The 13,055-nt window shown below is 72.8% G+C and carries 15 protein-coding genes; 7 read left to right on the top strand and 8 right to left on the bottom strand.

Annotated features, from left to right (window positions below):
• Window positions 1-40 precede the first annotated feature (40 nt).
• From OG332_RS03965 to OG332_RS03950, 4 genes are all read left to right on the top strand, one after another.
• The gene (locus OG332_RS03965) at window positions 41-625 is read left to right on the top strand and encodes a hypothetical protein (RefSeq protein WP_327419575.1); all 585 of its coding nucleotides are present in this window, start codon (window positions 41-43) and stop codon (window positions 623-625) included.
• Between the two features lie 138 nt (window positions 626-763).
• The gene (locus OG332_RS03960) at window positions 764-1,192 is read left to right on the top strand and encodes a hypothetical protein (RefSeq protein WP_327412105.1); all 429 of its coding nucleotides are present in this window, start codon (window positions 764-766) and stop codon (window positions 1,190-1,192) included.
• A complete protein-coding gene (locus tag OG332_RS03955; RefSeq protein ID WP_442816103.1) occupies window positions 1,186-1,425 on the top strand; it encodes a helix-turn-helix transcriptional regulator in 240 nt (79 codons plus the stop codon). The genes OG332_RS03960 and OG332_RS03955 overlap by 7 nt, the downstream gene beginning before the upstream one ends.
• Complete coding sequence (locus tag OG332_RS03950) at window positions 1,422-2,396, top strand: NAD(P)-dependent alcohol dehydrogenase (RefSeq protein WP_327412104.1); 975 nt, start codon at window positions 1,422-1,424, stop codon at window positions 2,394-2,396. Before OG332_RS03955 ends, OG332_RS03950 begins: the two co-directional genes overlap by 4 nt.
• Here the strand turns inward: OG332_RS03950 and OG332_RS03945 are convergent.
• On the bottom strand, window positions 2,391-3,476 hold the full coding sequence (locus tag OG332_RS03945) for an endonuclease/exonuclease/phosphatase family protein (protein ID WP_327412103.1): 1,086 nt from the start codon (window positions 3,474-3,476) through the stop codon (window positions 2,391-2,393). The genes OG332_RS03950 and OG332_RS03945 overlap by 6 nt on opposite strands.
• A gap of 107 nt (window positions 3,477-3,583) precedes the next feature.
• Between OG332_RS03945 and OG332_RS03940 the strand changes: the two genes are divergently transcribed.
• A complete protein-coding gene (locus OG332_RS03940) occupies window positions 3,584-4,471 on the top strand; it encodes an ATP-grasp domain-containing protein (RefSeq protein ID WP_327412102.1) in 888 nt (295 codons plus the stop codon).
• A 14-nt stretch (window positions 4,472-4,485) separates the two neighbouring features.
• Here the strand turns inward: OG332_RS03940 and OG332_RS03935 are convergent, their stop codons facing one another.
• The 6 genes from OG332_RS03935 to OG332_RS03910 form a co-directional block, all read right to left on the bottom strand.
• The gene (locus tag OG332_RS03935) at window positions 4,486-5,127 is read right to left on the bottom strand and encodes a hypothetical protein (protein WP_327412101.1); all 642 of its coding nucleotides are present in this window, start codon (window positions 5,125-5,127) and stop codon (window positions 4,486-4,488) included.
• Between the two features lie 138 nt (window positions 5,128-5,265).
• Window positions 5,266-7,326, bottom strand: coding sequence for an RICIN domain-containing protein (locus OG332_RS03930; RefSeq protein WP_327412100.1), 2,061 nt, complete (start codon window positions 7,324-7,326; stop codon window positions 5,266-5,268).
• Between the two features lie 409 nt (window positions 7,327-7,735).
• Window positions 7,736-9,184, bottom strand: coding sequence for a DUF7824 domain-containing protein (locus OG332_RS03925; RefSeq protein ID WP_327412099.1), 1,449 nt, complete (start codon window positions 9,182-9,184; stop codon window positions 7,736-7,738).
• Window positions 9,181-9,702, bottom strand: coding sequence for a barstar family protein (locus OG332_RS03920; RefSeq protein WP_327412098.1), 522 nt, complete (start codon window positions 9,700-9,702; stop codon window positions 9,181-9,183). Before OG332_RS03920 ends, OG332_RS03925 begins: the two co-directional genes overlap by 4 nt.
• Window positions 9,703-9,804: 102 nt before the next feature.
• Window positions 9,805-10,323 (bottom strand): proline dehydrogenase, encoded by a 519-nt coding sequence (locus tag OG332_RS03915; RefSeq protein WP_327412097.1) that lies wholly within the window; start codon window positions 10,321-10,323, stop codon window positions 9,805-9,807.
• Between the two features lie 333 nt (window positions 10,324-10,656).
• Window positions 10,657-11,124, bottom strand: a complete 468-nt coding sequence (locus tag OG332_RS03910; protein WP_327412096.1) for a hypothetical protein — start codon at window positions 11,122-11,124, stop codon at window positions 10,657-10,659.
• A gap of 87 nt (window positions 11,125-11,211) precedes the next feature.
• Here OG332_RS03910 and OG332_RS03905 point away from each other — a divergent pair, with 87 nt between their 5' ends.
• Both OG332_RS03905 and OG332_RS03900 read left to right on the top strand, forming a co-directional pair.
• Entirely contained in the window at window positions 11,212-11,724 is a 513-nt protein-coding gene (locus OG332_RS03905; protein WP_327412095.1) for a hypothetical protein, read from the top strand.
• On the top strand, window positions 11,721-12,257 hold the full coding sequence (locus OG332_RS03900; RefSeq protein ID WP_327412094.1) for a hypothetical protein: 537 nt from the start codon (window positions 11,721-11,723) through the stop codon (window positions 12,255-12,257). Before OG332_RS03905 ends, OG332_RS03900 begins: the two co-directional genes overlap by 4 nt.
• Here OG332_RS03900 and OG332_RS03895 read toward each other — a convergent pair.
• Window positions 12,235-12,933, bottom strand: a complete 699-nt coding sequence (locus OG332_RS03895) for a thioredoxin domain-containing protein (protein WP_327412093.1) — start codon at window positions 12,931-12,933, stop codon at window positions 12,235-12,237. The genes OG332_RS03900 and OG332_RS03895 overlap by 23 nt on opposite strands.
• Window positions 12,934-13,055: the final 122 nt, after the last annotated feature.

Raw genomic sequence — 13,055 nt, 5'->3', positions numbered from 1 at the left:
GCGAACTGGCGCCGCCGGGCACGTCGACTTCCCGGCGCCGGTGGGCGGTACGGCGACGAGCCCGGAGTTCGACCGGGCGGCGGTCGTCGCCTGGCTCCTCGCCCACGACAAGATCGCCGTGCCCACGGAGGCACCGTCCGCCGCCCTGGTCGTCGCCGGAGCAGAGGCTGGTACGCGTCGGTTCCGGCTGGAGGAGCCGCACCTGCTCCTGGCCGACGATGCCGAGGACGAGGACCGCCTGTCTGGCTGGTCCACCGACGAGGACGCCGACACCCTCGCGGCCCCGCCTGCGCCTCACGCAGGCCTGACCGGCAGGCCTGCGCGGCACCGCCGCGTCAGGGCCGGCGGGCGGGCTGGTGCGCCACGGCGTCGCCCATGCCGGGCCGGGCGAGGGGTGCGTGTGCGATATGGCTGCGGTGGCGTGGTTCCGGTCTCCTGGTGCGCCGAGCACGGCGACGCCGTCGGCCCGATGTTGGAGTGGCACACCGGCGGCGGGATCCGCTGCACCGACTTCTCCCGCCGCGCAGCCACACAGCCGTCCGCGGTCGGGCAGACTGCCACCACGACGGACGACGAGAAGACCGCCCCGCACACGACGGCGGCCAATCCAGAGGCCGGGTCCTAAGCGGTCCAGCGGGGGCCGGAACACCGTACGGAGAGCAGCCGCAGGCTCCCGCCGCCCGGATATGTATAGAAACCTTGACACCATGTTGCGCTTGCTTGACACTGCAGGTGTCGGGTTTTCTTTACATGGGGAGTGGTCGTGGCAGTCGAGGAAAAACGTGCGTGGATCATGATCGTGGTGACGGTCGTGTCCTACGGGGCGTACCTGGCCGTGGTTTTGGGGCGGTCCGGGGAGACCCCGCTCGCCCAGGTGCCGTACGCGGCCGCGCTGCTGTGGACGGTCGGGGCGGCGATCGTCGCGTCGATCGCCCTGCACATCACCGTGGCGCTGCTCGCGCCCGAGGAGGACAACACCAAGGACCAGCGCGACCGGGAGATCCACCGCTTCGGTGAGTACACCGGACAGTCCTTCGTCGTGATCGGCGGCGTGGCCGGGCTCGTCCTGGCCATGGCCGAGGCGGACCAGTTCTGGATCGCCAACGCCATCTACCTGGCGTTCGTCCTGTCGGCGCTCCTCGGATCCACGGCGAAGATCGCCGCCTACCGGCTGGGCTTCCAGCCGTGGTGAGGCCCACGAAGGTCACCAACACCATCCGTGCCCTGCGCTTCGCCAACAACGAGATGACGCAGGCCGAGCTCGCCCGCCGCATCGGCGTGACCCGGCAGACCGTCATCGCCATCGAGCAGGGCCGCTACTCGCCCTCCCTGGAGAAGGCCTTCCAGATCGCCCGCGTGTTCGGCGTACCGCTCGACGCGGTGTTCCAGTACTCCCAGACCGAGGCAGAGGAAGACGACTCGTGAAGGCCATCGTCCAGGACACTTACGGACCGCCCGCGGTCCTGCGGCTCGAAGAGACGGACCGGCCGGTGCCGGGCCGAGGCGAAGTGCTCGTACGGGTCCACGCGGCCGGCGTCGACCAGGGCGTCTGGCACCTGATGGCGGGCATGCCGTACGCACTGCGCGCCATGGGCTTCGGCCTGCGGGCACCCAAGGTGCGCGTCCGCGGCATGGACCTCGCGGGGCGGGTGGAGGCGGTCGGCGCGGACGTGACCCGCTTCCGGCCGGGCGACGAGGTGTACGGCAGCTGCGACGGTTCGTTCGCCGAGTACGCCTGCGCCAAGGAGGACGCGCTCGCGCCGAAACCGCGCAACGTCGGCTTCGAACAGGCCGCCGCCGTGCCCGTCTCCGCGTGCACCGCGCTCAAGGCCCTGCGCGACGTCGGACGGGTCGAAGCCGGGCAGTCCGTCCTCGTCCTCGGCGCGTCGGGCGGAGTGGGCACGTACGCCGTGCAGTTGGCCAAGGCCTTCGGCGCCCGCGTCACCGGAGTCTGCAGTGCCGCCAAGGCGGACCTGGTCCGCTCCATCGGCGCCGACGAGGTCGTCGACTACACGGAGCACGACCCCGTCGACGGCAGCCACCGCTACGACCTCGTCCTCGACATCGCCGGCAACCGCCCCGTCTCGCGGCTCCGCCGCGCCCTCACCCCGCGCGGGACCCTCGTCATCGTCGGCGGAGAAGGAGGCGGCCGGTGGATCGGAGGCAACGAGCGGCAGCTGGGAGCGCTCCTGCTGTCCCCGTTCGTCGGGCACCGCCTGCGCACCGTCGCCGCCATGGAGCACCACCACAGTGACCTGCAGGTCCTCACGGAGCTCATCGAGGCCGGCTCGGTGACCCCCGTCGTCGACCGGACCTACCCGCTGGCCGAAGTGCCCGATGCCATCCGCTACCTGAGGGAGGGCCACGTCCGGGGAAAGATCGTGATCCGGCTATGAGGCGCCGAGCGTGATGCGGGCGGCGACCGGCAGGTGGTCGCTGCCGGTCGCGGGCAGGGTCCGGACGTCGACAGCCGTCGCCGAACGGGTCAGGATCTGGTCGATCCGGGACACCGGCAGGGCCGCGGGCCAGCTGAAGGCGAGCCCCCGCCTGGGCGCTCGCAGCCGCGAGGTGAGCGGGGCGAGACCGCGGTCGTCCACCGTGCCGTTGAGGTCGCCCAGCAGGATCACCGTGTCCAGCCGCTCGGCGGCGACGGCCGCGCCCAGCAGACCCGCGCTCTCGTCCCGCAGGCCGGAGCTGAAACCGCTCGGCCGGATGCGCACCGAGGGCAGGTGGGCGACGTACACGGCGATCTCGCCGCGAGGCGTGCGCACACCGGCCCGCAGGCCACGGCTCCAGCCCTCCCCGATCCCGGCCGGCTTGACGTCCAGGCGCCGGACGTCCGTCAGCGGATACCTCGACCAGAGGCCGACCGTCCCCTCGGCCGCGTGGTGGGGGAACTCCTCGGCCAGGGCCGCCTCGTAGGCCGGCAGGGCGGCGGGCGTCAGCTCCTCCAGGGCGACGAGGTCCGGCGCGGCCCGGACCAGGGCGGCCGCGGTGCCCGAGGGATCGGGGTTCTCGTCGCTGACGTTGTGCTGGACCGCCGTGATGTGGTGGGGGCCTCCATCGGAGGGGAGCAGCAGCCCGCCGAAGAGGACCGCCCACGCGGCGGCGGGCAGCAGCAGGGCCAGCAGCGCGGTGGCCGAGCGGCGCACCAGGGCCGCTACCAGCAGGACCACAACCGCCAGGCCGAGCCAGGGCAGGAAGGCCTCCAGCAGACTGCCGAGGCGGCCGACCCCGTTGGGCACCGCCCGGTGGAAGGTCAGGAGGCAGGCGGTCAGTACGGCGAGTGACGCCGGTACCCGCCCGCGCGTCCAGGCGGAGCGGCCCCGCGCGTCCCTGATCCGGCGCCACCGGTCGCCGCGACGCCACCGGCCACCGCGGCGCGGCCGGTCGCCTTCGCGCACACCGCTGTCGGCCCGCTCCACCAATGCCGCCCCGCCCATCCGCCCCGGACCCGTTTCCCGTCCCGCAGCCATGAGCACGACGTTGCCCGGTACGACGCACGATCCACCGGACGGGTTCCCTCCCGCCGGCGGATCGCGCGTGGAAGAGTGATCGCGGCACGTGACGAGGGGAGAGCCGCATGAGGACTGCAAGGATCGCGATCGTGACGAGCGGCGCCGGTGCCGACGAGGACCCGGACCTCCCGCTGGTCCTGGCGGCCCTGCGCGTCGCAGGCATGTCCGCGCAAGCCGTGGCCTGGGACGCGGACTCGAAGGAGTGGGACGGCTTCGACCTGGCGGTCATCCGGTCGACCTGGGACTACGTGGGACGGCTCGAGGAGTTCCTGGCGTGGGCCGATGCGACGGCCCGGGTCACCCGGCTGTGGAACCCGGCGCCGCTGGTGCGCTGGAACAGCGACAAGCGCTATCTGTGGGAACTCGCCGAGCGCGGGGTCCCGGTGGTGCCGACCCGCTTCATCGAACCGGGCGGGCACTGCGGCGAGCAGGACTTCGACGGGCCTCACGGAGTGGTGGTCAAGCCCACGGTCTCCTCGGGCGCGCGCGACACCGCACGGTACGAGCCCGGCCGGCGGGCGGACGCCGTGCGCCACGCCCGGATGCTGTTGGACCAGGGCCGTACCGCGATGGTCCAGCCGTACCTGCGCCTCGTGGAGGAGGGGGAACGCGCCCTGGTCTTCTTCTCCGGCACCTTCAGCCACGCGATCCGCAAGCAGCCGGTGCTGACCGAGGCCGGGGTGACGGACAACTTCCGGGTGCCGCACCCCGGGGCGGCCCCGTACCGGCCCTCGGAGGCGGAGATCAGGACGGCGCGGGCGGCCCTGGCCGCGGTTCCCGCGCCGGGCGGCCTGCTGTTCGCCCGAGTGGACCTGGCGTTGGACGAGGCCAGGGAACCGGTGGTCATGGAGCTGGAACTCATCGAGCCGAATCTGTTCCTACGGATCAACCCACAGGGGCTGGAACGTTTCGTCGAAGCCGTGGCGGCCGAGCTCCGGCACACCACGGCCTAGGTTCGACGGCTCTGCTATCCGAGCCGCCCGCGGCGCACCCGGCGGCGGCGCAGGAAGAGACCGACGGCCGCCCCCGCCAGGGCGGTCGCCGCCACACCCGCCGTCGTCCACCAGACGGCGTACCCCTCGGTGTCGGCGGCCGGCACCTGCGCCGTGGACGCGGCCGGGGCGGCGGCCGAGGGCGAACCGGCCGACGGGGCGGCGGCCGAGGGCTGTGCGGCGGTCGGCGTGCCCGGAGCCGGGGCGGAGGCGGTCGGCGCGCCGGTGCCCGGAGCCGGGTCCACCACGGGTACGGCGACTTCGAGGTCGCCGTGTCCGAGGGCCGGGAACCCCACGTCGACGCTGACCTTCCACGAACCCGGCGGCAGTGTCTCGGCCGTGGTCCAGCCGGCAGGCGCCGCGGCGGGATCGCGGACCAGGCGCCAGGGCCCCACGGTGCGGGACCCGTCGACGCTGACCGCGTTCACGGTGGCGGCGACCGCCTCGTCGACGGCGTCCCCGTCGTTCTCCCAGGTGATGTCGGCGGTGACGTGGCCCGTCCGCTGCCCGGTCACCACCACCTTCACGGTGTCTCCGTGGGCGTGGGCCGCAACAGGGGTCAGCATCATGAGGCCGAGTGCGGTCAGGACGGCCGAGAAAGCGATTCGTATGCGCATCGTCGGGGTGCTCCGGTCGAGATGAGGGGGACCGGCGGACGGCCGCGCGGGGCGGCCGTCCGCCGGGGCGGGTTCACGACGTCACGACGCCGGGGCCGCGGGGGCCCGGGGCGCCGTGGCATCGAGTCGCGGCAGTGCTCAGCCGGCCTTCTGGACGGTCCAGGCCTGCGCCGCGCGGCCGTCCGCACGCTGGAGGTCGAGCAGCCAGTTCCCGTAGTAGGGGCGGTTGCTGACGGTGAGGGCGAAGCCGCCGCTCGGGTCGGTGACGGTGACCGCGCCACCGCGGGAGGTCAGCTTCCAGGCCTGCGCGCCGTTACCCTTGTCGCAGGGCTGCTGCGCGACCCACATGCCCGCGGCGGGCGATCCGCCCGGCTGCAGGCACTTGCCGGAGACCGCGGACCGCATGCGGACCTGGCCGTTGCCGGCGTCGTCGAAGAACCACTGCTGCTGGGCGTACCCGTTGGCGCGGCCGCCGACGAGCACCGTGCCGTCGGCGGTGCGGCCGCCCCACACCTCGGCGGCCATGCCGGTGCTGCCGTTGCCGAGCGTGTACTTGCTGCCCGGGGTGGTCGCCCCGCCGCCCGCTCCCGGTGTCTTGAAGGACGCGGCCTTGCCGGGTCCGCTGTCACGTCCGGAGCTGTCGCGGACGGAGACGGTGACCGTGTACGACGTGTTGGGCTGGAGGTTGTAGATGCGCAGCGCCTGCGACTGGACCCAGGTCAGGTGCTTGCCGTTCAGCATCACCTGGTACCAGGAGGCACCCTCGACCTTGGGCCAGCTCACCACGACGGAGTCGGACTGGACCTGGGCCGCCGTCACGGCCGGGCCGCCGCCGGGCTTCTTCGTCGGCGTGGGCGTCGGCTTCTTCGTCGGCGTCGGCGTCGGGTTCGGACCCGGGTCGGTACCGTTACCGCCCTTCGTGCGCATCAGGAACTGGTTGTCGGCGATGTTCCAGTGCGTGGCCAGGTAGCTTCCGGCCTTGGGGCTGGTGTGGAAGTAGTCGTCGTGGTTGCAGTCCAGGATGTTCTCGGCTGCCTGGTTGGTGCAGATGTTGCGCATCTGCGGGTAGTACGGGGTGTCCGAGTAGCACATGACGTCGTACTCGTCGGTGCAGTGGGCGCCGCGGCTGGTGTTCGGGGCGCTGTTGTTGACCGCGCCCAGGTTGTGCCCGAGTTCGTGGGCGGCGGTGTGGCCGCCCCAGCAGCCGGAGTCCGTACGCCCGTAGGACGGGCCGAAGTTGCTCTGGTTGGCCTGGCCGGGCCGCTCGTCGCCCGCGAAGGTGCCGATGCCGCAGTAGACCTGCGTGTCCGCGAAGATCATGTACTTGCGGTCGCGGCGGTCGAGGCCCTTGCCGGCGAGCGCGTTGTTGGTCGCGCTGAACTCGGCCAGGGCCGAGGCCGGGAGCTCGATGTTGAGCACCGTGGGGGTGCAGTCCGCGGCCGTGACGTAGCGGATGTGGCGTACGCCGCCGGTCTCCTGGGCGCTCGCCGAGTAGATGAGGTCGGCGTCGGCCGCCCACTTGCGGAACGAGGCGACGTACTCGGAGTAGCGGTCCTTGCCGGGGGCGTGGACGTACACGACCTGTACGCGGTTGCCGGTGCTGCCGTCGCCCTCGCACTGGACCGTCTGGCCCGCGGGGCCCGCGGCGACGGCCTGGCTGCTGCCGGCGGCAGCCGGTTCGGGCGCGGTCGCCTTGGTCGCCGCGGCGTCGGCGGCGGGCGCGTCCTGAGGACGCCCGCCACCTTCCTTGGTGGCCGGGTCTTCGGCGGCGGGGCGGGACGGGTCTGCCGCCGGGGCCGACTCCTTGACCGCCGGCGGGATCTCCTTCGTGATGTCGACGCCCTTGGGCGGGGCGTCGGGGCCGTGGGTGCACAGGCCGGTGTCGGTGCGGTAGACGCCGACGCACCGGTCGCCCTTCGGCGCGGCCTGGAGGCCGTCGTAGACCATGCCGCGCGCGTTCTCGTTGGAGGGCGCGGCGGCGATCGGCTCGGGCTCCTGGTCCCGGGCAGGGGCGGCGGCCGGTGCGGCGGCCTCCGCGGCCTGTACGGGCGCCGCCGCCTGGGCACCGTCGCCGATTCCGGAGTACGCGATGCCTGCGGCGATCACCGCCGCCGTTGCCGTGGCGGCGGTGATGAGTATCAACCTCCGCGGTTTGCGGCGGTGGTCGGCGGCGGCGCGACGTCTGCGTCGTCCTGTCATGGGCACCTCAAATCGTTGTCGGATGACTGGGTTCGCGGAAGCCTGTCAGACGAATGCCGCGGAGAATTCGGACAAACTGGAGTCCGCTTCGAGAAATCATTCCGTTACCTGTCGGCTTGATTTGACGAACAGTCAATTCGCAGTAAAGCAAGGGGAGTTACGCGCGTTGCGCGATAATGGTCCAGGCCATTCGGGGCGGGTTGTTATCAAATCGAGATAGCATGTGGAGGCTTGTTGACTGGAATTCAGTCAGGAATTCACCTAATTACTACCTGCCGAATTCCCTTCGTCACGACCCGTGAGGAGCCGTCAGCCTGCGCGCCCCGCCCCGCCGTCGGGCCCGGCGCGGAGGGCGGCCCGAGGAACCGGGGGAGCGGAGGAGGCCGGTTCCGGCCGATCGCCGGGAGGTTCAGGCGCCGGTGAGCGCGGAGGTCAGGCGGCGGGCTTCGGTGACCAGCCGGGACGACCCGGTACGGGCCGCCGCTGCCGCCACCTCTGCCGGCACGAGGCCCGTGGCCGCGCAGCGCTCCACGCACTCGGCGGCGACGGCCAGCATCTCGCCCGCACCCCGTACCGAAGGCAGGAGGGCCGGAAGTACCTCGGCGAGGACGGCCCACACCGTGGCGTACGCGCCTGCTGCCGCCGCCGAACGGGCCGCATCCGCAAGCCGGTTGGGCTTGACCGTGCCCAGGGTCACCATCGAGGCCAGCTCGCGCCCCAGCAGCGGGGCGTCCAGCTCGCCCCGCCCCGCCAGTACCAGCAGGGCCTCCACCGCCGGGCGGCGGCTCTCCGGGTACCGTCCGCCCATCCCCGCCGCCATGGCGGCGTGCAGCCCGGGCCCCGCCGGCCCGCCCAGCAGGGCGAGGTGCGGCAGCATCCAGGCGCCGCCGTGATCGCCGGCCGTCGCGGCCAGCGTCACGCCCGGCAGCAGCCACGCGGCCTGGGTGTCCCGGTCCTCGGGCAGGACCGACGCCCGCACGGCATGGCCGGCGTCCCAGTGGTAGCACTGGGTGAAGCCCTCGTGGGGGCGGCGCAGCCACTGAAACGCATCCGGGAACTCCCACCGCAGGGCCGGCCGTTCGCCGCTCACGAAGGCGACTTGCGGCACGGCCGCGCCGGTCCGCGCCCAGGCCCGGTGCGCCCCCGGATCGGGCATGGCGATCCGGCGGCGCGCCGTGCCCGGTTCACCGTCCGGGCCGAGCCAGGCGGCGAGCCGATCGCCCTCCGCGGTCCCGAGCCGGGCCGCGGCCGCGGCGGCCGCAGGGACCGCCGGATCGTCCCGCCGCACGCGCAGCAGGGCCTGCCCGAAGTCGGCGGCTCCGGGACGGATGCCCAACCGCCGGTACTCCACGAGTCGTTCCACGAGCTCGGCCGCCTCCAGCGCGCCCGTGTCCCAGGTGGGGGTGGCCAGCAGGAAGGGCTGGGGTTCGCCGGACCGCAGTGCGTACCCGATCTCGCGCACCCGCGCCGCGATCACCATCTCCAGCCCGCCCTGCGCGCACTCCTCGTGCCCGCGCTGCCGGCGTACGCACTCGGGCTTGAGGCTGTACCCCGCCACCCGCCACAGCAGCGCGGCCACCACCACGTCCACCGCGGTGAGCCGGTGCGCCTCGGTCTCCTCTTCGGGGTAGCGGTGCCCCAGTGCCGTGGACAGGGCGTTCGCGAGCGCGTGGCGGTCATGGTGCGCCTGCCGTACCAGACCGTCGAGGACGCGTTCGAACACCGCCACGGTATGGGCGGGGGAGTCGAGATGGGCAGCCGTCAGCTCGACGGTCTCGGCGAGCCCCGAGGGCGCGGCATCGAGCCGCTGCGCAGGCGGAACGGGCGGGAGGGTGTCCTGAGTGGCGGTCCAGATCATGCCCCGACGCTAGGGGCGGCCACTGACATCGCCTCCGCGGGACGAAGCGGTTCCTGGGACGAGACGGTCTCCTCCCAGCACGATCGCACCTGTTCCTGCACGTCCGGAACGGATGCCGGGTCGCAGGACATGACGACCACGAGCCTGCTCAGGTCGATGCCCTCGGGCCGCTGCACGGAGGACCAGCGCCGTCCTGCCCGCAGAAGGGTCCGCAAGAGCTGCCGCCGTCCGGCGGGGTCGCCCGACAGGGCCTCGTCCGCGGCTTCGACGATCAGTACGTACTGGTCCGCGGGCAGCCAGGTCAGATCGCGCAGACAGTCGAAGAGGGCGTTCCAGTTCCACCCGAAGCAGTCGGGCAGCCTCAGCCCGTCGTAGAACTGCATGAAGACGGCGTCCGTGTCGCGCATCTGCCGACCGTCGAGGCGCGCCACGTACGTCCTGCCGGTCAGCAACAGATCCACGGGCAGGGCGCCTTGCTCGGGAACCACGTGTACCCAGGGCACGGTGTGCACCGCCATCCTCCCTCCAGTGAGCCGGCGCGTCCCCCACCGTCAGAGCCGCTGAACAGAGCCTCGGTCTCCCAACGGTCCGGGCCGGGGCCGGGTCCGAGAATCCTTGGGTCAGTTGTCTTTGCCGATGGTGTTGCGGGCCGCGAGGCGGAAGTCCTTGACTGCTCGGTAGAGAGTTCGCTCTCGTTCGGCGGCAAGGGCGATGTCTTCGGTCTTGCGGGTCGTGTCTCCCGCGTGGGCGTCCTCGGCCATGCGTCGCATGACGCGCGAGAGATCGCTGGAGGCGAGGGTGACGCGTTCCGCGACCTCCGCGAGGGGTGCCGGCCCTTCGAGGACGACGACCTCGACGGCGCGATGGACCTCGCGTGCCAGGGTGATGAAGCGGCCTGTCTTCTCGTCGGTGTCGGGGAGGTCGGGTTGGTCCGAACGCAGTGCGTCGAGGACGGCGTCCATGGCGACGTCGCGGTCATGGAGGGCGCTGAGGTAACGGGCGTATGCGTCGCGGCGATGCTGGCGGCTCCATTGCGCGTGCTGGGACCGCGCCTGAGCACGGCCGTTGACGATCGCGGCCCCGAGGGTGGTGGCGGAACCGACGGCGGCGCCCAGCAGTGCGGCGAGTCCTGAGTCCATGCGCCCCAGTCTGCCGCTCTTGTCGTTCACCCGGTTCGCCGGGGCCGAACTGCGAGGACGCTGGTCACAGCGACCCGCGTTCGATCCGCCGGCAGACGACAGGCCGACCGCGACGGTGATCGTCAGTGGCTCCGCGCCAGCACGTCCTTCTCGCTCACCTGCTGCATCCCCCTGTGCCGATCGGTCGGTTGGGAGACGGACGATAACCGACCCGGGCAACGAGCCGCGGCCGTCCACTGGTGGGAGCGGCCGCCGCGAACGCCGGATTCCCCGGCCGGGAGGGACGGGGAATCGGGGCCGGGGAATCCGGCTGGGGAATCGGGGCCGGAGCGTTCAGAGGCCGAAGTCGGTGAAGAACCGGTATCCGGTGGGGTCGCCGGGCATCTGCCAGTGGAAGCCCTGGAGGAGGAAGCAGGCGATCAGGTTGCTGGCGGCGAAGACGACGAGCACGGCGGGGGTGACGGCGCCGGCCCGGCGCAGGGCGGGGGAGGTGAGTCCGGCGTCCAGGGGTTCGCCGGAGGGGGTCAGGAAGAGAGCGGCCGCGGCGGCCACGGCGGCCAGGAAGGTGATCAGGGCCCAGGTGTAGAGGTGCAGGCCGAACAGGGCGCCGGCGTAGCCGGGGTCCGGGGGCACGATGTGCATCAGGACCTGGGCGGCGGAGACGGTACTGCCGGTCACGGCGGCCAGGATGGCCCAGCCCCAGCCGGAGGTCCACTCGCCGGTGGTCACGGCCCCCTTGCGCGAGCGGGCGATGATCCAGGCCGGGCCGAGTGCGCTGAGCAGCCCCGAAGACGCACCCAACGGACGAGGGCCCCTCCACCGTTCGGGGGAGGGGGATGCCCCCCGGGCATGACGTGCGCGGCGGACGGTGCCGGTCACCCTGAAGGCATGATCCTCGACGGGTACACCGACAGAGCGCGCCGGATGCTGTTCACGCCCGCGCGGCCCGCGCCCGCGGGCCGCTTCGTACGGCTGGCCGCGGGCCTCGCCGTCGCGTACATGCTGATGTACACGGGGCTGAAGCTGTACATGGCGGCGCGCGGGGAGATCGGGATGCCCGGCAGCCCCGCGCCCGAGGCCGTGCAAGCACGCTTCGCGCACCCCGCGTCGGCGCAGGCGGGCAACGCGCTGCTCGGCGTCGTGGCAGCGGCGGTGGTCGCGGCGACCGTCACCCGCTGGGGACGGTGGATCCCGCGATGGGCGGTGCTCGGCGCCCTTGCCCTCGGCCTGCTGCTGCAGTCGCTCGGGATGGCGCTCACCCTGCGGCGCCAGGGACTCGACGTGCTGTCCGGCGGATGGGCCGCGGCGGCCGACGGTCTCGGGGGAGCGGCGCAACTGACCGCCTGGTGCGTGGTGATCGTGTCCTACCACCGGCGCACGCGTGCGGAGTCCGTACGGTGACGGCCGCCGACCGGACCGGCGCGCGGGCGGCCCGAACGGCCTTCTGGTGCTCCTTCGCGTACGGGGCGATGAAGCTCGACTGGGCCCTCGGGGGCGCGGTCCTCGCACGCCAGACCCCGCTACCGCCCGCGGCCCGGGCCCAGTTGCTCGAGCGCGCCGGGAACACGGTGACCGAACACAGGCTGTCGGTGGCGCTGGCCGTGGTGGGCATGGCCGCGGCCCTCCACCTGCGCGGCCGCTTCGGACCGCACGGCGGAGTCCGGCGCGCGGTGCTGCTCGCCGGGGCCTGGGCCGGATGCGCGTTCATGGTGGCGCGCGCCGTCGGACTCCTGGGCTACGGGTTCACCGGTGACCTGTGGCTGCTGGCCGGCCGGGGCTCCGTACCCCCTGCGCACCTGGACCTCGCGCGCACCCTGGCCTGCTGGGACCTGCTGCTGTGGTCGCCGTACTGGCTGCTCTTCGGGCTGTCCTGGGGGCTCGCGGCCCGGCAGTACGCGCGCCGCCCCGCTCCTACGCCGCGGACGCCTTCCTGAGGTGCCGGTAGAGACGGTTGCGGTCGGTGTAGAGCGCACGGCTGCCGTCCTGCACCAGGGCCCCGTTGATCTCCATGGCCGGGGTGCTCTCGGCGGGTGAGTCGCCGAGAGTCTCGTCGGAGGCCTCGACGAACTCACGGTACTTCGTCTCCTGCACGGCCGCGTCGAACTCCGGGCCGCGCAGTCCCTCGACCAGGACGGCCAGCGCCAGCAGCCGGTCCCTCGTGAAACCCCCGGACTTCCGTGCGGGGGTCTGGTGGCTGTAGAGCACGTGGTGGTACTCGGCGAACTTGTTCTGGTCCACGGCGGCGCGCAGCGCGTTCGCGGCGAACTTCGACCCGGGGCCGAGGAAGGACCCCAGGGTGAACTGCAGTTGCAGCGCGTCATTGCGGGCCGCCCGCTTCAGGTACGGGCCGGTGCCCTCCGTCTCGAACTCGGCGCAGGCCGGGCAGCTCAGGTCCTCGTACACCCGGACCGCCAGGGGAGCGCCCGGGTCGCCGAGGACGATCGTGGTGCCGTCGGCGGCCACCGACTCCCTGGCCGCGGGCAGGTTCGCGCTCGCCGGCACGTCGAGCGGATCGTCGTTCGCGCCCCGCTTGCGGCAGGCGCCGACGGACGCCGACGCCGTGATGGCGGCGGCCGCGACCAGGAAGCCGCGTCTCGTTCCGACCTGCATGAATGTCCCCTCCCCGGGTTCGAACAGGGAGACAGTACGCGGGCCCGCGGGCTCGGACCGCACCGGGCTCACGTCGACTCCGGCACGGCGGGGGCGATTCAATGGGTCCGCGCCGAACCGAC

Source organism: Streptomyces sp. NBC_01233, from assembly GCF_035989305.1.
Lineage (GTDB): Bacteria > Actinomycetota > Actinomycetes > Streptomycetales > Streptomycetaceae > Streptomyces.
The sequence above is the reverse complement of the archived record's forward strand: the minus strand, read 5'-3'. Positions and strand labels throughout refer to the sequence as shown.

Bases quoted from the DNA above. Each gene is read 5' to 3' on its own strand.
- OG332_RS03895 (WP_327412093.1), bottom strand. From the start codon at position 12,933: ATGCAGGTCGGAACGAGACGCGGCTTCCTGGTCGCGGCCGCCGCCATC.
- OG332_RS03935 (WP_327412101.1), bottom strand. From the start codon at position 5,127: ATGCGCATACGAATCGCTTTCTCGGCCGTCCTGACCGCACTCGGCCTC.
- OG332_RS03915 (WP_327412097.1), bottom strand. From the start codon at position 10,323: ATGGACTCAGGACTCGCCGCACTGCTGGGCGCCGCCGTCGGTTCCGCC.
- OG332_RS03925 (WP_327412099.1), bottom strand. From the start codon at position 9,184: ATGATCTGGACCGCCACTCAGGACACCCTCCCGCCCGTTCCGCCTGCG.
- OG332_RS03930 (WP_327412100.1), bottom strand. From the start codon at position 7,326: ATGACAGGACGACGCAGACGTCGCGCCGCCGCCGACCACCGCCGCAAA.
- OG332_RS03905 (WP_327412095.1), top strand. From the start codon at position 11,212: ATGATCCTCGACGGGTACACCGACAGAGCGCGCCGGATGCTGTTCACG.
- OG332_RS03940 (WP_327412102.1), top strand. From the start codon at position 3,584: ATGAGGACTGCAAGGATCGCGATCGTGACGAGCGGCGCCGGTGCCGAC.
- OG332_RS03920 (WP_327412098.1), bottom strand. From the start codon at position 9,702: ATGGCGGTGCACACCGTGCCCTGGGTACACGTGGTTCCCGAGCAAGGC.
- OG332_RS03945 (WP_327412103.1), bottom strand. From the start codon at position 3,476: ATGGCTGCGGGACGGGAAACGGGTCCGGGGCGGATGGGCGGGGCGGCA.